Below are 17,804 nucleotides of genomic sequence, written 5' to 3'. Positions count from 1 at the left end.
AGGCAACCCGCCATGAGCACTGCCCGTAGCCGAGGAGCGCGACTGGGGGTCCTTGCCGCCGTCGCCACCCTCGCACTCTCCGCCTGCGGCGGAGGGTCGATCGCGAAGGAGACCGAGGCCAACGAGAAGAAGGCTGCCGCTGCCGGCGGGGAGTGCGGCGACCTCAACATGGCCGTCAACCCCTGGGTCGGCTATGAGGCGAGCGCCTACGTCGTCGGCACCGTCGCCCAGGACCAGCTCGGCTGCACGGTCAACTACAAGGAGCTCAAGGAGGACGTCGCCTGGCAGGGCTTCGGCACCGGTGAGGTCGACGTCGTCATCGAGGACTGGGGCCACCCGGACCTCGAGAAGAAGTTCTTCGAGGGCAAGGGTGACGGCACGGCCATGGACTTCGGTCCGCAGGGCAACATCGGCATCATCGGCTGGTTCGTTCCGCCGTGGCTCGCGGAGGAGCACCCCGACATCCTCGAGTGGGAGAACCTCAACAAGTACGCCAAGGAGTTCGCGACCTCGGAGTCCGGTGGCCAGGGTCAGTTCCTCGGCGCCGACCCGTCCTACGTCCAGTTCGACGAGGCGATCGTGAGCAACCTCGACCTCGACTTCAAGGTCGTCTTCTCCGGTTCGGAGGCGGCCACCATCGAGGCCTTCCGCAAGGCGGAGGAGAACAAGGAATGGGTCATCGGCTACTGGTACGAGCCGCAGTACTTCAACGCGGAGGTGGCGATGCAGAGGGTTGCGCTGCCGCCGTACGAGACGGGCTGCCAGGACGACCCGCAGACGGTCGCCTGTGACTACCCCCAGACCGAGCTGAAGAAGATCGTCGGCACGGACTGGGCGGAGTCCGACTCCACGGCTGTGGACCTGGTGCAGAACTTCACCTGGACCAACGACGACCAGAACGTCGTGGCTGCGTACATCTCCTCCGACGGCATGTCGCCGGAGGAGGCCGCGGCGAAGTGGATCGAGGACAACCCCGACAAGGTCGAGGCCTGGCTCGCTCAGTGACTTGAGAGGACGTCCGCTCGAGGACACGACAGCACGCGCCCGGCCGGGGTTCGCCCCGGCCGGGCGCGACCGCGTTCTGCCTCAACTCGCCCGAATCCCCTCTTGACCCGTGCCCGGTTCGTACGGCAGGCTGTTGCGTATCGCTCAGCGTGTTGTGTATTACGCAAAAGGAGATTCGGATGTCCCAGCCTTCCCCCGACGTCGAGTACGTGCTCACGCTGACCTGCCCGGAGGCCCCGGGCATCGTCTTCGCCGTCAGTCGCTTCGTGATGGAGCACGGCGGCAACATCAGCGCCAGCCAGCAGTTCGACGACCGGCTCACCGACCGCTTCTTCATGCGGGTCCAGTTCCGGCTCGAGGGCGCCGGCGCCGAGCAGCTCCGCCGTGAGTTCGCTCCCGTCGCCCAGCAGTTCGCCATGGTGTGGCAGCTGCACGACGTACGCACGCCCACGCGGACACTGCTGATGGTCTCCAGGTTCGGGCACTGCTTGAACGACCTGCTGTTCCGCACGTCGACCGGCGCGCTCAACATCGAGATCCCCGCCATCGTGTCCAACCACCGCGACTTCGAGGGGGTCGCGGAGGCCAACGGCATCGCGTTCCACCACGTGCCGGTCACCGCGGACACCAAGCCTGAGGCCGAGGCCCGGCTCCTGGAGCTGGTGGACGAGCTCGACATCGATCTCGTGGTGCTCGCCCGCTACATGCAGGTGCTCTCCGACGAGCTGTGCGGCAAGCTCGAGGGTCGCGCCATCAACATCCACCACTCGTTCCTGCCGAGCTTCAAGGGCGCGAAGCCCTACCACCAGGCGCACGCGCGAGGCGTCAAGCTCGTCGGCGCGACCGCGCACTACGTCACTGCGGACCTCGACGAGGGGCCGATCATCGAGCAGGACGTCGTCCGCGTCGACCACTCCCTCGATCCCGCTGCGATGACGGCCGCGGGCCGCGACGTCGAGGCGCAGGTCCTCTCCCGGGCGATCCGGTGGCACAGTGAGCACCGCGTCCTCCTGGACCGCACCCACACCGTCGTCTTCCGCTGACAGCCTGCGGAACCCGTCCTCCACGAGGAGAGTCATGCCCAGCACCGTCAAGGGAGTCATCGCGCGCAGCAAGGGAGCGCCCGTCGAGGTCGTCGACGTCGTGGTCCCGGACCCCGGACCGGGTGAGGCGGTCGTCCAGGTGCAGGCCTGCGGCGTGTGCCACACGGACCTGCACTACCGCGAGGGCGGGATCAACGACGAGTTCCCGTTCCTGCTCGGCCACGAGGCGGCCGGTGTCGTCGAGGCCGTCGGTCCCGGCGTCACCGAGGTGGCGCCCGGGGACTTCGTCGTCCTCAACTGGCGTGCGGTCTGCGGCCAGTGCCGGGCGTGCGCGAAGGGCAAGCCCCAGTACTGCTTCGCGACCCACAACGCGACCCAGCCGATGACGCTCACGGACGGCACGCCCCTCTCCCCCGCACTGGGCATCGGCGCGTTCATCGAGAAGACGCTGGTCGCCGCCGGGCAGTGCACGAAGGTCGACCCGCAGGCACCCGCGGCTGCCGCCGGACTGCTCGGTTGTGGCGTGATGGCCGGCTTCGGCGCAGCCGTCAACACCGGTGCGGTCGGCCGCGGCGACTCCATCGCGGTGATCGGCTGCGGCGGTGTGGGCAACGCCGCCATCGCCGGCGCTGCACTGGTGGGCGCGATTACGATCATCGCTGTCGACGTCGACGACCGGAAGCTGGAGTGGGCCAAGGGCTTCGGCGCCACCCACACCGTCAACTCCCGCGAGGAGGACGCGGTCGAGGCCATCCGCCGCCTCACCGGCGGCTTCGGTGCCGACGTGGTCGTCGACGCGGTGGGCCGACCCGAGACCTACGAGCAGGCGTTCTACGCCCGCGACCTCGCCGGCACGGTGGTGCTCGTCGGCGTCCCGACCCCCGACCTGGAGATCACCCTGCCGCTCCTGGAGGTCTTCGGTCGCGGCGGTGCCCTCAAGTCCTCCTGGTACGGCGACTGCCTGCCCTCCCGCGACTTCCCCATGCTGGTCGACCTCGCCCAGCAGGGCCGGTTCCCGCTGGCGGACTTCGTGAGCGAGACCATCGGCCTCAAGGACGTCGAGGAGGCGTTCGAGAAGATGCACAAGGGCGAGGTGCTCCGCTCGGTGGTCGAGCTGTGAGCGTCCGCGTCGACCGCGTGGTCACGTCCGGCACCTTCAGCCTCGACGGCGGCACCTGGGACGTCGACAACAACGTCTGGGTGATCGGGGACGAGGAGGAGTGCGTCGTCATCGACGCGGCGCACGACGCCAAGGCGATCGTCGAGGCCGTCGCCGGCCGTCGGGTGCTGGCCGTGCTGCTCACCCATGCCCACGACGACCACATCGGGGCCGCCGGCGACCTTGGCGCCGCGACCGGCGCACCGTCCTACCTGCACCCCGACGACCGGATGCTGTGGGACCGGGTGCACGCCTTCGCACCGGACCACGAGCTGGCCGACGGCGACGTCTTCGACGTGGGCGGCGTGCGCCTGCAGACGCTGCACACCCCCGGTCACGCGCCCGGCGCGTGCTGCTTCTACTCCGAGGAGCTCGAGGCGGTGTTCACCGGCGACACCCTGTTCCAGGGTGGGCCCGGCGCCACGGGGCGCTCGTTCAGCGACTTCCCCACGATCGTCGAGTCGATCCGCGGCAAGGTGCTCACGTTGCCCGCCGCGACCGTGGTCCACACCGGCCACGGCAACGACACCACCGTCGGCGCAGAAGCCCCGGACCTCGCGGCCTGGATCGCTCGCGGACACTGAGTCCGACGTGGGCAGGAGATCCGACCGACGGCGGGTGGTGCGGCTGCGCGGCGGATCCGCGACCGCGCGACCCGACACGCTCGCGGTGGAGGAGCCGATGGAGATCCGGGTCGGTGGCCGGCAGGTCGCCGTCACGATGCGTACGCCCGGCGACGACTTCGAGCTCGCTGCCGGCTTCCTCCTGTCCGAAGGCGTCATCGCGATGCCCGGCGACGTGGTCTCCGCCCGCTACTGCGTGGACGGTCGCCCCGACAACCACTACAACGTCGTCGACGTGACGCTCGCTCCCCACGTGGACGTGCCCGACTTCGCCCGCAACTTCTACGTCTCCAGCTCGTGCGGGGTGTGCGGGAAGGACAGCCTCGACAAGGTCCGTACGGCGGCGCGGTGGCCGGTGACCGACGACCCCGTGCGCGTGAGCGCTGCGCTGCTGGCCGGACTGCCGGACCTGCTGCGCGCCGGCCAGGCTGTCTTCGAGCGGACCGGAGGCCTGCACGCTGCAGGGTTGTTCACCGCGGACGGTGAGCTGCTGTGCCTGCGGGAGGACGTCGGGCGTCACAACGCCGTCGACAAGGTGCTCGGCTGGGCGCTCGGTGCCGGGCGGCTCCCGCTGCGCGGCTGCGTCCTGCAGGTCAGCGGCCGGGCGTCGTTCGAGCTGGTGCAGAAGGCCTGGATGGCTGGGGTGCCGGTCATGTCGGCGGTCTCGGCCCCGTCGACGCTCGCGGTCGACCTCGCCACGGAGGCCGGCATCACCCTGGCCGGGTTCGTGCGGGACGGCGGCATGAACATCTATGCCGGAGCAGCGCGGGTCGACCTGCCCGCGCCCGGCGAGCGATCCGCCCAGGTGTGATCTCCAGGGAGGGTCGGACCGGACCTCAGCCGGTCTCGAGCCGGAACCCGACGCCGCGGATCGCGACCACGCGCTCGCCGGCGTCGGCGGCCTCGAGCTTGGTGCGCAGCCGGCCGATGGTCACGTCGAGCGTCTTGGTCGAGCCGTACCAGTTCTGGTCCCAGACCTGGTTCATCAGGGTCTCGCGCGGCACGACCTTGTCGTGGTGGGACGCGAGGACGGCGAGGACGTCGAACTCCTTGGCGGTCAGCGCGATCTCGCGCTCCCCGAGGTGGACCCGGCGCGAGCCCGCGTCGATCTTGAGACCGGAGGCCGTCGTGACGGTGGTGTCGTCCTGGGCGACGAGGGAGCTGCGGCGCAGCAGGGCGCGCACGCGGGCGAGGAGCTCGGCGAGGCCGAACGGCTTGGCGAGGTAGTCGTCGGCGCCGACGTCGAGGCCGACCACGCGATCGAGCTCCCCGGCGCGGGCGGTGACCATGATGATCCCGCCCTCGTAGCCGCCCGCTCGCATCTGGCGACAGACGTCGAGCCCGTCCATGTCGGGCAGGCCGAGGTCGAGGATCACCACGGCCGGTCGCTGCTCGACGACGAAGGACACCGCATCCGCACCACCCGAGACCCGAGTGACCTCGTAGCCCTCACGTTCCAAGGTGCGCATCAAGGGGACGGCGATGTCCTCCTCGTCCTCGACCACCAACACGTCGTGCGCCATGCCAAGGAGCATAGATGGAGGGTCAGCGCGTGGGGGCGTGAATCCCCATGTCGACCGCCGGGGTGACCACGGTCCGCGTGGGCGCGGCGGGGGCTTCCTCGCCGGGGCCGAGCACGACGGAGCCCGCAGCCAGGAGGACTGCGACCGGGATCAGCATGATGCGGGACATGTGGCAAGCATCCGATCCGCAGGTCCACGCCCGACCCTCACGACGGTCACTCGCGGTAACACCTGGTAACAGTTTCAACCGGATCCCGGGAGACGGGGCACGTGCGGGTGTCAGGCCTCGAAGACGTCGCCGAGCTCCGCCACCCGCTCCAGCACCTGCTCCATCGAGAACTGCTCCAGCGCAAGGTCGTCCTCGGCACCCGCCTCGACCTCGTCCCACGTGAGGGGGGTGGCGGCGGTCGGTCGCTCGCGGCCGCGCAGCGAGTAGGGCGAGATCGTGGTCTTGGAGCCGGAGTTCTGCGACCAGTCCAGGAAGACCTTCCCCGGCCGCTTGGCCTTGGTCATCGTGGCCGTCACCAGGTCCGGGTGCTCCTTCTGGAGGGCCTCGGCGACCTCCCTGGCGAGCGCGGTCGTGCCGTCGCTGTCCAGGCTCCGTCGTCCGGTGGCGGCCAGGGGGGCGTAGAGGTGGAGACCCTTGCTGCCGCTCGTGACCGGTGTGCAGCCCAGGTCGCGCTCGGCCAGCGCGTCGCGCACCATCAGTGCCACCTGTGCGCACTCGTGGAGGCCGGCCGGCTCGCCGGGGTCGAGGTCGATCACCAGCCGGTCGGGGTGGCGCGGCGTGCCGTCGGCCTCGACCGTCCACTGGTGCACGTGCAGCTCGAGGGCGGCGAGGTTGGCCAGCCAGGTGAGCGTCGCGAGGTCGTCGCAGATCGGGAAGCGGATCGTGCCGTCGCCCTTGCCGGAGCGCGAGCCGGTGGTCGGCACCTCGGCCGTACGCACCCATGACGGCGTGCCGGCCGGTGCGTTCTTCTCGAAGAAGCTCGACCCCTCCACCCCGTGCGGCCAGCGGATCCGGGTCACCGCCCGGTCGGTCAGGTGCGGCAGGAGCACCGGGGAGACCTGGGCGTAGTAGTTGAGCACCTCGCCCTTGGTCGTGCCGGTGCGCGGGTAGAGCACCTTGTCGAGGTTGCTGATGGTGAGGGTGCGGCCCTCCACGTCGACCTGCACCTCAGTCATGGCAGCACCCCATGCCACCCGTCCCCATGTCACCCGTCATGTCACAGGTCCTCCGGTCCGATGTCGGTGCGCACGCCGCGGAAGGACGGCTGGCGCAGCCGGGTCACCGGCATCTTGTTGTGCGACTCGACGTCGACCACGAGGAAGGGCTCGACCCACACCGTGCCGCGCGCGTCGACCGCTGGCACCTCGTCGGCGAACGGGCTGGCCGCGCGGTGCCGTCCGGCGAGCTTCCCGGCCAGCAGCCGGCTCGCCGCGCCGCCAATGCCGCTGCCCACCCGGCCGCGGTAGATCAGGCCGTCCGGGGTGGGCTCGCCGACCAGCAGCGCGGCCAGCCGGTCCTTCGTGCCCTCCTGCGGCCGCCAGCCGCCCACCACGAAGGAGAACCGGTGCCGGTGCGCGAACTTCAGCCACGCCTTGCTGCGCACCCCCGGCTGGTAGGTCGAGGACCGTCGCTTGGAGACGATGCCCTCCAGCCCCTGGGACAGGGTCGCGTCCCGCAGCATCAGCCCGTCGTCGTACGTCGGGGGCACCTGCCAGGTGCCGAGGTCCAGCCCGGCGAGGATCGCGCGGCGCTCGGTGAGCGGGAGGGAGGTCAGGTCGCGGCCGTCGAGCCGCATCACGTCGAAGACCATGAACGTCGCCGGCACGGTCGTTGCGAGCCGCGCGGCGGACGTGGCCGAGCGGACGTGCATCCGCTCCTGGATCACCGCGAAGTCCGGCACCCCGTTGTGGTTGATGCCGATGATCTCCCCGTCCACGAGCAGGTCGCGCCCACCCATCGGGGCGGGATGGATGTCGGGCCACGCGACGGTGGCGTCGTTGCCGTTGCGTGTGGTCAACCGAGCCCGATCCACGCTGCCACGCACGTCCGCGAGCATGCGGACGCCGTCCCACTTGACCTCGTGCGACCACTCGTCGCCGGTGGGGACGACGTCTCCCTTGGTGGCGAGCATGGGGCGCATGGGACATGCTTACCTCATGCGAGCCATCTGGAAAGGCGCGGTCTCCTTCGGCCTGGTCTCGGTCCCGGTCAAGCTGTATGCCGCCACCGAGAGCCACGACGTCTCCTTCCGCCAGGTGCACGCCAAGGACGGCGGCCGGATCAAGTACCAGCGCGTGTGCTCCCTCGACGGCGAGGAGGTGGCCTACGCCGACATCGCCAAGGGCTACGAGACCGAGGACGGCGAGATGGTGATCCTCACCGACGACGACATGGCCGAGCTGCCGGCCGCGTCGTCGCGGGAGATCGCGGTCGAGAAGTTCGTCCCTCGCGAGCAGATCGACCCGCTGCTGTTCGAGAAGTCCTACTACCTCGAGCCCGAGGGTGCCGGCGCCAAGCCGTACGCCCTGCTCCGACAGGCACTGCTCGACGCCGACCGGATGGCCGTCGTGACGGTCGCCCTGCGCCAGCGCACCAGCATCGCGGTGCTGCGGGTGAAGGACGACGTGATCGTGCTCCAGACGATGATGTGGCCCGACGAGGTCCGCACGCCCGACTTCAAGGTCGACACCGGCGACGTCAAGGACACCGAGGTCAAGATGGCGCACATGCTCGTCGAGACGCTGGCGGGCGACTTCGACGCCAGCGAGTTCGAGGACGACTACGCCGGTGCCGTCGAGGCCCTGGTGAAGTCGAAGATCGAGGGCGGCGAGATCAAGCGCACGGAGAAGTCCACCAAGACCTCGGGCGAGGTCGTCGACCTGCTGGCCGCGCTGCAGAAGTCGGTGGCCGCGGCGAAGTCCGCGCGCGGCGAGGAGACGGACGAGGAGCCCGAGAAGTCGACCGCCAAGAAGGGCGCGGCGAAGAAGGCCCCGGCCAAGAAGTCGGCGGCCAAGAAGACCGCGGCCAAGAAGACGGCCAAGAAGGCGCCGGCGAAGAAGGCTGCGGCCAAGAAGGCCAGCTGACCGCTGCCCGGGGATGGCTCACCCTCGAGTCACGGGGTGCACTCACGCGCCACCGCCTCCGATCCAGGCGCGGATCTCGTCGGCGTGCTGGTCGAGCAGCGGCGGGGCCACGTGGTCGCGACGGGTGACCTCGGTGCCGTCGGCGTCGAAGAACCGCAGGGGCGGTCCGGGCAGGGTCAGGTGCCCCAGGGTGGCGTGCTCGACGTCGACCAGCAGTCCCTGGCTGGCGACCTGGTCCCACTCGTAGACCTCGTCGAGGGCGCGGACCTTGCCGGCCGGCACGCCCACCTCGGCGAGCCGGGCCAGCAGCGGCTCGGCGTCCCAGTCGGCGAACGCCTGCTCCACGACCTCGATCACGCGCTCGCGGTGGGCGACCCGCTCGCCGTTGGTGGCGAGCCCGTCGGCGTCGGGGTCGAGCCCGAAGCCCTCGCAGAACCGCTTCCACAGGCCCTCGCTGCCGAGCGCGATCTGCACCGCGCCGTCGCGGCAGTGGAACAGTCCGTAGGGAGCGATGGAGGGGTGGTGGTTGCCCTGCGCGCGGCCGACCTCGCCCGCGACGGTCCAGCGGGTGCCCTGGAAGGCGTGCACGCCGACCACCGACGCGAGCAGGGACGTACGCACGACGGTGCCCTTGCCGGTGGCGTGACGCTCGTGCAGGGCCGCGAGCACGCCGTAGGCGCCGTACATCCCCGAGAGCAGGTCCGCGATCGGTACGCCGACGCGCTGCGGGTCGTCCGGCCCGGACCCGGTCAGGGACATCAGGCCGGCCTCGCCCTGGGCGATCTGGTCGTAGCCCGCCCGGCCTCCCTCGGGGCCGTCGTGGCCGAAGCCGGTGATCGAGAGCACCACGAGCCGCGGGTTGCGGCGCATCAGCTCCTCGATCCCGAGGCCGAGGCGCTCCAGCACGCCGGTGCGGAAGTTCTCCACCAGCACGTCGGCTCGGTCGACCAGGCCGAGCAGGACGTCCTTGTCCGTCTCCTCCTTGAGGTCGAGCGCGATGGACTCCTTGTTGCGGTTGGTGGACAGGAAGTACGTCGACTCGCGGGCGTCGGGCTCGCCCACGAACGGTGGCCCGTAGCCGCGGGTGTCGTCGCCGTGGCCGGGCGCCTCCACCTTGATCACGCGGGCGCCGAGGTCGCCCAGCATCTGCGTGGCGTGTGGTCCGGCGAGGGCACGCGTGAGGTCGACGACGAGCAGGTCTGCGAGCGGTCCAGTCATGGGCACACCCTTCCCGAAGCCCCGGCGCTCCGCCATGGCAGAGGTAGACGCCGGCGGTCCGATCGTCTTGGCGACCCTCGTGGGCAGAGCAACACCGGCACCGGCTCGGCCCTATGCTGGGCGGGCTCCACAGACCACGGGGGTTGGACCATGCAGACCGTCACTGGCCTGGCGAGGTGACCGCGACCGAGGCGCTCCTGGTCGTCGCGACCGGGCTGGGTGCCGGCGTGCTCTCCTCCACCGTCGGCGTCGCGTCGCTCCTCAGCTTCCCGGTCCTCGTCGCCCTCGGCCTGCCACCGGTCGTCGCCAACGTGTCCAACACCCTGGGCCTCATCCCCGGTGGCATCGGCGGCGTCGTCGGCTACCGGGCGGAGGTCCGCGAGGCCGGACCGATCGCGAAGCGGATCATCCTCGTGTGCGCCCTCGGCGGCGCCGGGGGTGCGGCCGTCCTGCTGGGCCTGCCGCCCGGTGTCTTCGAGGCGATCGTGCCGTGGCTGATCCTCTTCACCTGCCTGCTCGTCGGCGCCCAGCCGCGCATCTCCGCCTGGCTGCGAGCGCGCAACGGGGAGCGGCACGGCGAACGGCGGCACATGTCACCGGCAACCACCGTGTTCGCCACCCTCACCGGCGTCTACGGCGGCTACTTCGGTGCCGGCGCGGGCGTGATGATGGTCGCCGTCCTCGGTCTCGGCACCGACCTCGAGCTGCGGATCGTCAACGGCCTGAAGACGCTGTCCCTCATGGTCGGCAACATCGTCGCCGGGCTGATCTTCGTCGTCGTCGCCGACCCTCGCTGGGACGTCGTCGTGCTGCTCGCGGCCGGTTCGGTGGTCGGCGGCTACGTCGGCGCCCGCATCGGTCGCAAGCTCCCCGACGCCGTCTTCCGCTGGGCAGTCGTGGCCGCGGGCGTCGTGGCCGCCGTCCTGATGTTCTGACTGACTCCGGTGCGGGATCAGTCCCGCCCGCCGCGGGCAGCCGCCGAGTCCGGCACCGCGCGGTGGAAGCGTGACATCAGGGCGTCGCTGAGCCGCGGCGCGACGATGTTGACCACCTCGCCGACGCGACCAGCGACGGTGTCCCACGTGACCGGCCGGTCCTCCAGCGCCCGGACGACCTTGACGCCCGCCTGCTCGGCGCTCATGCTCGCGCGGTTGTCGTACACGTCGGTCGGCACGACCATCGCCGTGCGCACGAGCGAGAATCGCATGTTGGTGAAGGTGACGCCGTCGGCGTAGGTCTCGCGCCCGGCAATGCGTGACCACGTGTCCAGGGCGGTCTTCGAGGCGATGTAGGCGGCGAACTTCGGCGCCTTCATCTGCACGCCCCACGTCACGATGTTGACCACGTGGCCGAATCCCTGCGCCCGCATCGAGGGCAGCAGCCCCATCGTGAGCCGGACCGGGCCGAAGTAGTTGATCGCCATCGTGCGCTCGAAGTCGTGGAACCGGTCGTAGGACAGGTCCAGGGAGCGGCGGATCGACCGCCCGGCGTTGTTGACGAGGTAGTCGACCGTGCCGACCTCGGCCAGCACGCGCTCGACGAGGGAGTCGATCGCATCAAGGTCGCTCAGGTCGGCGACGTACGACGACGCGCGCCCGCCGCTCGCCTCGATCTCACCGCGGACCCGCTCGAGCTCCGTCTCCCGCCGGGCCACCAGCACGACGTGCGCGCCCCTCGCCGCCGCCGCGCGCGCCGTGGCCTCGCCGATGCCCGAGCTGGCGCCCGTGACCAGCACCGTCCGGCCAGCGAGTGGGCTCGCCGCCCGGCCCGACCGGGCCGCGAGCCGTCGCAGGCGGGCGCGCGGGGTCGCGAGGAGCAGCCCCATCAGGATCCCGGGCCCATCAGGATCTCGGGCCCATCAGGACAGCAGGCCGCGCACCACGCGCAGGCCGACGGACAGGCGGGCCAGCTCGGCGGTCTCCTCGCGGCAGATCTCCTCCAGCGTGACGGCCGAGCGACCCACGAGCTCCTCGTCGGAGTTCTCCCACTCCGCGACCCGGGCCGGCGCCGAGTCGTCCGCGCTGGTGGACACGAGAACCTGCGCAGTCAGCTGCTGGTGGACGCTGAAGAGGTCGTCGCGCACCGCGGCCCGCGCCATCGTCTGCCAGCGGTCGTCGCGGGGCAGGGCGAAGATCCGCTCGACCAGGGCGGGCAGGCCCAGCCGCTCGCCGAGGGCGAAGTGGACGCGCGCCACCTCGACCGGGTCGAGGCCGAGCCGGTCGGCGGTCTCCACGATGCCGAGGAGGGCGTAGGCGGGGGCCAGCCCCGCGACCCGCGAGGCCAGGTCGGCGGGGACGCCCTGGTCGGTGAGTCGCTTCTCGCGGGCACGGAAGTCGTCGAGCTCGCGGCCGCTCATGATGCTCGGCAGCACGGCCATCACGGCCTGCACACGTCCGCGGAAGAAGTCGACGGTCGCCTGCGAGTCGAGCGGTGGGCGTCGATTGGTCACCAGCCAGCGCGACGCGCGCTCCACGAGCGTACGCATCTCGATCCGCATGCGGGTCTGGCGATCAGCCGGCACCTGGTTGTCGAGCGCGGCGATCTCCTGGCGCATCGCCAGCGAGCCGAAGATCTCGCGGGCCACGAAGTTGGCGCGGGTCAGGTCGGCGGCACTCGCCCCGGTCTCCCCCTGCAGACGCGGCCAGAACGTCATGCCCGCGCCGTTGACCAGGTCGTTGACCACCTGGGTCACGATGATCTCGCGGCGCAGCGGGTGGTCCTCGATGGCCTGCTCGAGGTCGGGCTTCATCCGGCTGGGGAAGTAGGCCAGCAGGTCGTCGCGCAGGTAGGGGTCGTCGGGCAGGTCGGACTTGATCAGCTCGTCGGCGAGGACGATCTTGGTCCACGCCAGCAGGACGGCCAGCTCCGGTCCGGAGAGGGCCTCCTTGCGGTCGAGGCGGCGGCGCACCTGACGGGTGCTCGGCAGGCCCTCGAGGTCGCGGTTGAGCACGCCGCGCTTCTCCAGCGCGCGCATCCAGTCCTCGTGCACGTGCAGCAGCGAGGTGGCGTGCGCCTCCGCGTTGGCCAGGGCGAGGTTCTGCTCGTAGTTGTCGCGCAGCACCAGGCCGCCGACCTCGTCGGTCATCTCGGCGAGGAGCACGTTGCGGCCGGCCTCGTCCATCGCCCCCGAGCGCACGACCTTGTCGAGGAGGATCTTGATGTTGACCTCGTGGTCGGAGGTGTCCACCCCGGCGGAGTTGTCGATGAAGTCGGTGTTCATCCGGCCCCCGCTCCCACCAGCGCCGAACCGGGCGTACTCGACGCGGCCGAGCTGGGTGAAGCCGAGGTTGCCGCCCTCGCCGATGCACTTGGCCCGGAGGTCGATGCCGTTGACGCGGATCGCGTCGTTGGCCTTGTCGCCGGCGTCGGCGTTGCCCTCCTCGGACGCCTTCACGTAGGTGCCGATCCCGCCGTTCCACAGCAGGTCGACGGGTGCGAGCAGGATCGCCTTCATCAGCTCGGCGGGAGTCATCGCCGTGACCTCGGGCCCCAGCCCGAGCGAGGCCCGGACCTGGGCGGAGACCGGGATCGACTTGGCCGATCGCGGCCAGACGCCGCCGCCCTCGGAGATCAGCGACGAGTCGTAGTCGCGCCAGCTCGAGCGCGGCAGGTCGAAGAGCCGCTTCCGCTCGGCGTACGACGACGGCGCGTCGGGATCGGGGTCGAGGAAGATGTCGCGGTGGTCGAAGGCCGCCACCAGCCGGATGTGCTCGGAGCAGAGCATGCCGTTGCCGAACACGTCGCCGGACATGTCGCCGATGCCGACGGCGGTGAAGTCCTCGTGCTGGCAGTCGACACCCATCTCGCGGAAGTGCCGCTGGACCGAGACCCACGCGCCCCGGGCGGTGATGCCCATCGCCTTGTGGTCGTAGCCCACCGACCCGCCGGAGGCGAAGGCGTCGCCGAGCCAGAAGCCGTAGTCCTTGGCCACGCCGTTGGCGATGTCGGAGAACGTCGCCGTGCCCTTGTCGGCCGCGACCACGAGGTAGGAGTCGTCGCCGTCGTGGCGGACGACCTCGCGCGGCGGCACGTTGGTGCCGTCGACGAGGTTGTCGGTGATGTCGAGCAGCCCGGAGATGAAGGTCTTGTAGCAGGCGACCCCCTCGGCCAGCCAGGCGTCGCGGTCGGAGGGGTCGGGCAGCTGCTTGCAGAAGAACGCACCCTTCGCGCCGACGGGCACGATGACGGTGTTCTTCACCATCTGCGCCTTGACCAGGCCGAGCACCTCGGTGCGGAAGTCGTCGCGCCGGTCGGACCAGCGCAGGCCACCGCGCGCGACCGCGCCGAAGCGCAGGTGCGAGCCCTCGACACGCGGGCTGTAGACGAAGATCTCGAAGCGCGGCCGCGGCTCGGGCAGGTCGGGGATGGCCGACGGCTCGAGCTTGAACGAGATGTAGGGGTGCACCTCTCCCTGGGCGTCGCGCTGGAAGAAGTTGGTCCGCAGCGTGGCCCGGATGAGCGTCCGGTAGGAGCGCAGGATGCGGTCGTGGTCGAGGCTGACCACGTCGTCGAGCGCCTTCGCGAGCCGCTCCTCGATCGCCTCCACCTTGGCGACCCGGGCCTCGGCGTCGGCCTCGAGCGCCCGGTCCGCGCGGCCCGGGTCGAAGCGGGACTCGAACAGCTCGACGAGGAGCCGGGTGATGTCGACGTTGTTGCGCAGCGCGCCCTCGATGTAGTCGAGGGCGAAGGGCGAGTTGCCCTGCTTGAGGTACTTCGCGTAGGCCCGCAGCACCGTCGCCTGGCGCCAGGTCAGCCCGGCGGCGAGGACGAGCTGGTTGAAGCCGTCGATCTCGTTGTAGCCGTCCCACACGGCGCGCAGCGCCTCGGCGAAGAGGGTCCGCTCGTGGGACGAGAGGACGCGGCCGTGGCGTAGCCCGAACTCGTAGATGTACGACGGCCGCGACAGCCCCTCGAGCCGGTAGGGCCGCTCGTCGACGACCTCCACGCCCATCGACGTGAGCATCGGGAGCACGGTGCTCAGCGACAGGGGCTCACCGATCCGGAAGACCTTGAGCCGCGACTCCCCGCGCCGGTAGGTGCCGGCCTCTTCTTCCTGGTCGAAGAGTGCCAGGTCGATGCCCACGTCGCCCTCGATGTCCTCCATCCGCCCGAGGTCGGCGGACCCGCGCTGCGGGGTGTAGTCCTCCTTGTAGGACTCGGGGAAGGCATTCGCCCAGGCGCGGGCGAGCTGCGAGCCGCGCTCCTCGCCGTACTCGCTGACCACCGAGCTCATGAAGTCGTCGCGCCACGACCGGGAGGCCTCGGTGAGCCGGCGCTCCAGGGCGGTGACGTCGATGTCGGGGATGCTGGCGCCCTTGGGCGGGTGCACCACGAAGTGCACGTGCGCGGTCGTCGACTCGTTGACGCGCGCGGTGAACTCGATGTGCTCGCCTCCGAGGTCCTCGCGCAGGATGTCGGAGAACCGTTCGCGCACGGTCGTGCTGTAGCGGTCGCGGGGCAGGTAGACCAGCACCGAGACGTAGCGGCCGTAGGTGTCACGGCGCACGAAGGCCCGCAGCTGGCGCCGCTCGCGCGCGAACATGACGTCCTGTGCCACGGGCGCGAGCTCGGCCGGCGTGGTGTGGAAGAGCTCGTCGCGCGGATAGTTCTCCAGGGTGTCCATCAGCGCCTTGCCGGCGTGGCTGCGCGGGTCGAAGCCGGCGCGGCGCATCACCTCGGTGACCTTCTCGCGCAGGACCGGGATGCGGGTGACCGACTCGGTGTAGGCGGCGCTGGAGAAGAGGCCGAGGAAGCGGCGCTCACCGACGACCTCACCGTCGGGGCCGAACGTCTTGATGCCGACGTAGTCGAGGTAGGCCGGGCGGTGCACAGTCGCGCGGGAGTTGGCCTTGGCCAGCACCAGCAACGTCTTCTCCCGAGCCTTGGCCTTCACCAGCGGCGGCAGCTTGGCGAAGGCGCTCGACAGGTCCTGGTCGTGGCGGAGGATGCCGAGGCCGGTGCCGGGGACGGCGCGGAGGCCACACTCGTCGGGCGACCCCTCCTCGCTCTCGAGCTGGTACTCGCGGTAGCCGAGGAACGTGAAGTGGTCGTCTGCCAGCCAGGTGAGGAAGTCGCGGCCCTGGCGCAGCTCGTCCTGCGACAACGGAGGCGGGTCTGCGTCGAGCTCGGCGACCACCTGCAGCACCTGGCCGTGCATCTTGGCCCAGTCCTCCACCGACTCCCGCACGTCGCGCAGCACGCGCTGGACGCCCTCGGTGATGTCGGCGGCCTCCACCTCGTCGGTGCGGTCGATCTCGATGTGCATCCACGACTCGGCACCGACCGTGTCCGCGTGCGGCTCCTCGGCCAGGGAGGCCACCTGCTCCAGCTCACCGGTGATGTCCCGCTCGACCGAGAACTGCGGGTGGATCACGGAGTGCACGTTGTGCCCGAGCCGGTTGAGCTCCATCGTCACCGAGTCGACGAGGAAGGGCATGTCGTCGGTGACCACCTCGACCACCGAGCGGCCCGAGGCGGACCAGCCGGACTCGGCGCTGGTGGGCGTCACGACCCGGACGGCTGCCGTGCCCTGCGGCCGCGCTGAGGCGAGCTCGCGGTGCGAGGCGAGGGCGCCCACCAGGTCCTCCGGCGAGCGCTCGACGACCTCGTCAGGAGCCACGTGGCGGTAGTAGGCGTGCAGCAGGTCACCCCAGTCCGGGCGGAGCTTCGCCGCTGCGTCGAGCTGATGTTCCTTGGTCTCTTCCGGCGTCGCCACCCACCGACCATAGGACCCGCCGTGTGACGCTCACAACACAGCCCCCTACCCGCAAGTCACAACGGATCCTGCGCCATGATGGGCCGCACACCGGACAGCAGGACCCGGCTCCCACGACGACACGGAATGCGGTGGTCACCCATGAGCACGAAGCTCACCAAGCAGCTGACGTACGACGCTCCGGCGGCGGCCGTGACCGCGATGCTCGAGGACCCTGCGTTCCGCGAAGCGGTGCTCGAGCGGCAGAAGGTGGTGCGCGGCTCGGTCGACATCGACGGTGACGTCGTGACGATCGAGCAGGTCCGCTCCGCCCACGACATCCCCTCCTTCGCGCGCAAGTTCGTCGGGGACGAGATCGTCATCGTGCAGAAGGAGACCTGGACCTCCCCGACCGCGGCCGACGTGGAGCTGGCCATCCCGGGCAAGCCGGGAGAGGCGGCGGGATCACTGACCCTCACCGAGGCCGGGGGCACCACCACCGAGTCCCTCGACCTCGAGCTGTCCGTCCGGATCCCCCTGGTCGGGGGGAAGATCGAGGCGATGATCGCCGGGCTCTTCCGTGACGCGCTCGACCGCGAGCACGAGGTCGGCGTGGAGTGGCTCGCGCGCGGATGACACTGCTGCACGACGTCTACGCCGCGCTCTCCGGCACCGTCCAACAGCTCGGTGACGAGGAGCAGTGGGTGGTGACGGGCTGCACAGGGTGGACGGTGCGCGACCTCGTGTGGCACCTGCACGCCGACGCCGTACGGGGACTGGTCGCGGCGCACACTCCTGCGCGCCGACCGGCGGACTGCGACGCCGTGGCCTACTGGCGCTCCTGGGGGAGCGACCCGCGGGCCGACGACCGCACCAGGCGGCTGACCCGGGTCGAGGCCGGACTGCACGAGTTCTCGGTCCTGCGCGAGCGGTACCTGGAGGCTGCGGCCGCAGCCTCCCGCGCAGTGAGCGCGTTGCCGGACGACGAGGTCGTGGCCACCCAGGGCCATGCCATCCGCGCCGCTGACCTCGCCAGCACGTTGGCCGTGGAGGCGACCCTCCACCACGGCGATCTCGTCGCCCACCTCGAGGGCAGCCCTGCCGGTCCCACCGCCAGCGGCCTGGCCGAGGTGCGCCACGTGGTCGAGGCGCTCCTCCCGGCTGTCCTGCCGGGGTGGTCCGACGAGCGGGTCGCCCTCGTCGGCACCGGGCGAGCAGCACCCACCCCGGAGGAGCGCGAGGCCCTCGGGGATGCGCGCCTACCGGTCTTCAGCTGACAGGGGGTCGGCCGAGGTCTGCTCCGAGCTGATGCTCGCCGTCTCGTCCGCATGACGACGCAGCCACACGACGAGCCCGAGCACCACGAACGGCCCGAACGCCAAAAGGAGCGTCAGCGCCTGCTCGTAGGGGTGCAGCGAACCCATGTGCCACGGCGTCACCCGGGGC

At 70.8% G+C, this 17,804-nt stretch carries 17 protein-coding genes; 9 read left to right on the top strand and 8 right to left on the bottom strand.

All coding sequences use genetic code 11. From position 1 onward, the window contains the following. Positions 1-12: 12 nt before the first annotated feature. The 5 genes from J3P44_RS04070 (at position 13) to fdhD (ending at position 4,641) form a co-directional block, all read left to right on the top strand. A complete protein-coding gene (locus J3P44_RS04070) occupies positions 13-1,005 on the top strand; it encodes an ABC transporter substrate-binding protein (RefSeq protein WP_255888950.1) in 993 nt (330 codons plus the stop codon). Positions 1,006-1,184: 179 nt separating this feature from the next. Beyond that, positions 1,185-2,048, top strand: a complete 864-nt coding sequence (gene purU, locus J3P44_RS04065; RefSeq protein WP_255888949.1) for a formyltetrahydrofolate deformylase — start codon at positions 1,185-1,187, stop codon at positions 2,046-2,048. Positions 2,049-2,082: 34 nt separating this feature from the next. Next, positions 2,083-3,168 carry an S-(hydroxymethyl)mycothiol dehydrogenase gene (locus tag J3P44_RS04060; RefSeq protein WP_255888948.1) on the top strand — a complete coding sequence of 362 codons (1,086 nt, stop codon included), beginning with the start codon at positions 2,083-2,085 and terminating at the stop codon, positions 3,166-3,168. Next, positions 3,165-3,791 (top strand): MBL fold metallo-hydrolase, encoded by a 627-nt coding sequence (locus tag J3P44_RS04055; protein ID WP_255888947.1) that lies wholly within the window; start codon positions 3,165-3,167, stop codon positions 3,789-3,791. The genes J3P44_RS04060 and J3P44_RS04055 overlap by 4 nt, the downstream gene beginning before the upstream one ends. A gap of 7 nt (positions 3,792-3,798) precedes the next feature. Then, positions 3,799-4,641 (top strand): formate dehydrogenase accessory sulfurtransferase FdhD, encoded by an 843-nt coding sequence (fdhD, locus tag J3P44_RS04050; RefSeq protein WP_255888946.1) that lies wholly within the window; start codon positions 3,799-3,801, stop codon positions 4,639-4,641. Positions 4,642-4,666: 25 nt separating this feature from the next. Here the strand turns inward: fdhD and J3P44_RS04045 are convergent, their stop codons facing one another. From J3P44_RS04045 to ligD (J3P44_RS04030), 4 genes are all read right to left on the bottom strand, one after another. Further along, positions 4,667-5,353, bottom strand: a complete 687-nt coding sequence (locus J3P44_RS04045) for a response regulator transcription factor (RefSeq protein WP_255888945.1) — start codon at positions 5,351-5,353, stop codon at positions 4,667-4,669. Between the two features lie 22 nt (positions 5,354-5,375). Then, a complete protein-coding gene (locus J3P44_RS04040) occupies positions 5,376-5,522 on the bottom strand; it encodes a hypothetical protein (protein ID WP_255888944.1) in 147 nt (48 codons plus the stop codon). A gap of 110 nt (positions 5,523-5,632) precedes the next feature. After that, complete coding sequence (gene ligD / locus J3P44_RS04035; RefSeq protein WP_255888943.1) at positions 5,633-6,538, bottom strand: non-homologous end-joining DNA ligase; 906 nt, start codon at positions 6,536-6,538, stop codon at positions 5,633-5,635. Between the two features lie 41 nt (positions 6,539-6,579). Further along, entirely contained in the window at positions 6,580-7,503 is a 924-nt protein-coding gene (gene ligD, locus J3P44_RS04030; protein WP_255888942.1) for a non-homologous end-joining DNA ligase, read from the bottom strand. A 16-nt stretch (positions 7,504-7,519) separates the two neighbouring features. On the opposite strand from ligD (J3P44_RS04030), the gene ku reads away from it, so the two are divergent. Next, a complete protein-coding gene (gene ku / locus J3P44_RS04025; protein ID WP_255888941.1) occupies positions 7,520-8,446 on the top strand; it encodes a non-homologous end joining protein Ku in 927 nt (308 codons plus the stop codon). Positions 8,447-8,488: 42 nt separating this feature from the next. On the opposite strand, the gene J3P44_RS04020 is transcribed toward ku, so the two are convergent. Continuing rightward, a complete protein-coding gene (locus tag J3P44_RS04020; protein WP_255888940.1) occupies positions 8,489-9,664 on the bottom strand; it encodes a CaiB/BaiF CoA transferase family protein in 1,176 nt (391 codons plus the stop codon). Between the two features lie 176 nt (positions 9,665-9,840). Between J3P44_RS04020 and J3P44_RS04015 the strand changes: the two genes are divergently transcribed. Next, positions 9,841-10,599, top strand: coding sequence for a sulfite exporter TauE/SafE family protein (locus J3P44_RS04015; protein WP_255888939.1), 759 nt, complete (start codon positions 9,841-9,843; stop codon positions 10,597-10,599). Between the two features lie 17 nt (positions 10,600-10,616). Here the strand turns inward: J3P44_RS04015 and J3P44_RS04010 are convergent, their stop codons facing one another. Both J3P44_RS04010 and J3P44_RS04005 read right to left on the bottom strand, forming a co-directional pair. After that, complete coding sequence (locus J3P44_RS04010; RefSeq protein ID WP_255888938.1) at positions 10,617-11,489, bottom strand: SDR family NAD(P)-dependent oxidoreductase; 873 nt, start codon at positions 11,487-11,489, stop codon at positions 10,617-10,619. A gap of 33 nt (positions 11,490-11,522) precedes the next feature. After that, positions 11,523-16,379: an NAD-glutamate dehydrogenase gene (locus J3P44_RS04005; RefSeq protein ID WP_255888937.1), complete on the bottom strand. Its 4,857-nt coding sequence runs from the start codon at positions 16,377-16,379 to the stop codon at positions 11,523-11,525. A 141-nt stretch (positions 16,380-16,520) separates the two neighbouring features. Here J3P44_RS04005 and J3P44_RS04000 point away from each other — a divergent pair, with 141 nt between their 5' ends. Beyond that, entirely contained in the window at positions 16,521-16,994 is a 474-nt protein-coding gene (locus tag J3P44_RS04000; protein WP_255888936.1) for a DUF2505 domain-containing protein, read from the top strand. Continuing rightward, on the top strand, positions 16,991-17,635 hold the full coding sequence (locus J3P44_RS03995) for a maleylpyruvate isomerase N-terminal domain-containing protein (protein ID WP_255888935.1): 645 nt from the start codon (positions 16,991-16,993) through the stop codon (positions 17,633-17,635). The genes J3P44_RS04000 and J3P44_RS03995 overlap by 4 nt, the downstream gene beginning before the upstream one ends. Here the strand turns inward: J3P44_RS03995 and J3P44_RS03990 are convergent. After that, positions 17,618-17,782 (bottom strand): hypothetical protein, encoded by a 165-nt coding sequence (locus tag J3P44_RS03990; RefSeq protein ID WP_255888934.1) that lies wholly within the window; start codon positions 17,780-17,782, stop codon positions 17,618-17,620. The two genes, J3P44_RS03995 and J3P44_RS03990, sit on opposite strands and share 18 nt — an antisense overlap. Positions 17,783-17,804 lie beyond the last annotated feature (22 nt).

Source organism: Nocardioides astragali (assembly GCF_024436375.1).
Lineage (GTDB): Bacteria > Actinomycetota > Actinomycetes > Propionibacteriales > Nocardioidaceae > Nocardioides > Nocardioides astragali.
This window is presented reverse-complemented; position numbering and strand designations above follow the sequence as displayed.

What these genes read in the sequence shown, in the direction of transcription:
- J3P44_RS04070 (WP_255888950.1), top strand. Translation starts at nt 13, where the DNA reads ATGAGCACTGCCCGTAGCCGAGGAGCGCGACTGGGGGTCCTTGCCGCC.
- purU (WP_255888949.1), top strand. Translation starts at nt 1,185, where the DNA reads ATGTCCCAGCCTTCCCCCGACGTCGAGTACGTGCTCACGCTGACCTGC.
- J3P44_RS04060 (WP_255888948.1), top strand. Translation starts at nt 2,083, where the DNA reads ATGCCCAGCACCGTCAAGGGAGTCATCGCGCGCAGCAAGGGAGCGCCC.
- J3P44_RS04045 (WP_255888945.1), bottom strand. Translation starts at nt 5,353, where the DNA reads ATGGCGCACGACGTGTTGGTGGTCGAGGACGAGGAGGACATCGCCGTC.
- J3P44_RS04040 (WP_255888944.1), bottom strand. Translation starts at nt 5,522, where the DNA reads ATGTCCCGCATCATGCTGATCCCGGTCGCAGTCCTCCTGGCTGCGGGC.
- ligD (WP_255888943.1), bottom strand. Translation starts at nt 6,538, where the DNA reads ATGACTGAGGTGCAGGTCGACGTGGAGGGCCGCACCCTCACCATCAGC.
- ligD (WP_255888942.1), bottom strand. Translation starts at nt 7,503, where the DNA reads ATGCGCCCCATGCTCGCCACCAAGGGAGACGTCGTCCCCACCGGCGAC.
- ku (WP_255888941.1), top strand. Translation starts at nt 7,520, where the DNA reads ATGCGAGCCATCTGGAAAGGCGCGGTCTCCTTCGGCCTGGTCTCGGTC.
- J3P44_RS04020 (WP_255888940.1), bottom strand. Translation starts at nt 9,664, where the DNA reads ATGACTGGACCGCTCGCAGACCTGCTCGTCGTCGACCTCACGCGTGCC.
- J3P44_RS04010 (WP_255888938.1), bottom strand. Translation starts at nt 11,489, where the DNA reads ATGGGGCTGCTCCTCGCGACCCCGCGCGCCCGCCTGCGACGGCTCGCG.
- J3P44_RS04000 (WP_255888936.1), top strand. Translation starts at nt 16,521, where the DNA reads ATGAGCACGAAGCTCACCAAGCAGCTGACGTACGACGCTCCGGCGGCG.
- J3P44_RS03995 (WP_255888935.1), top strand. Translation starts at nt 16,991, where the DNA reads ATGACACTGCTGCACGACGTCTACGCCGCGCTCTCCGGCACCGTCCAA.
- J3P44_RS03990 (WP_255888934.1), bottom strand. Translation starts at nt 17,782, where the DNA reads ATGGGTTCGCTGCACCCCTACGAGCAGGCGCTGACGCTCCTTTTGGCG.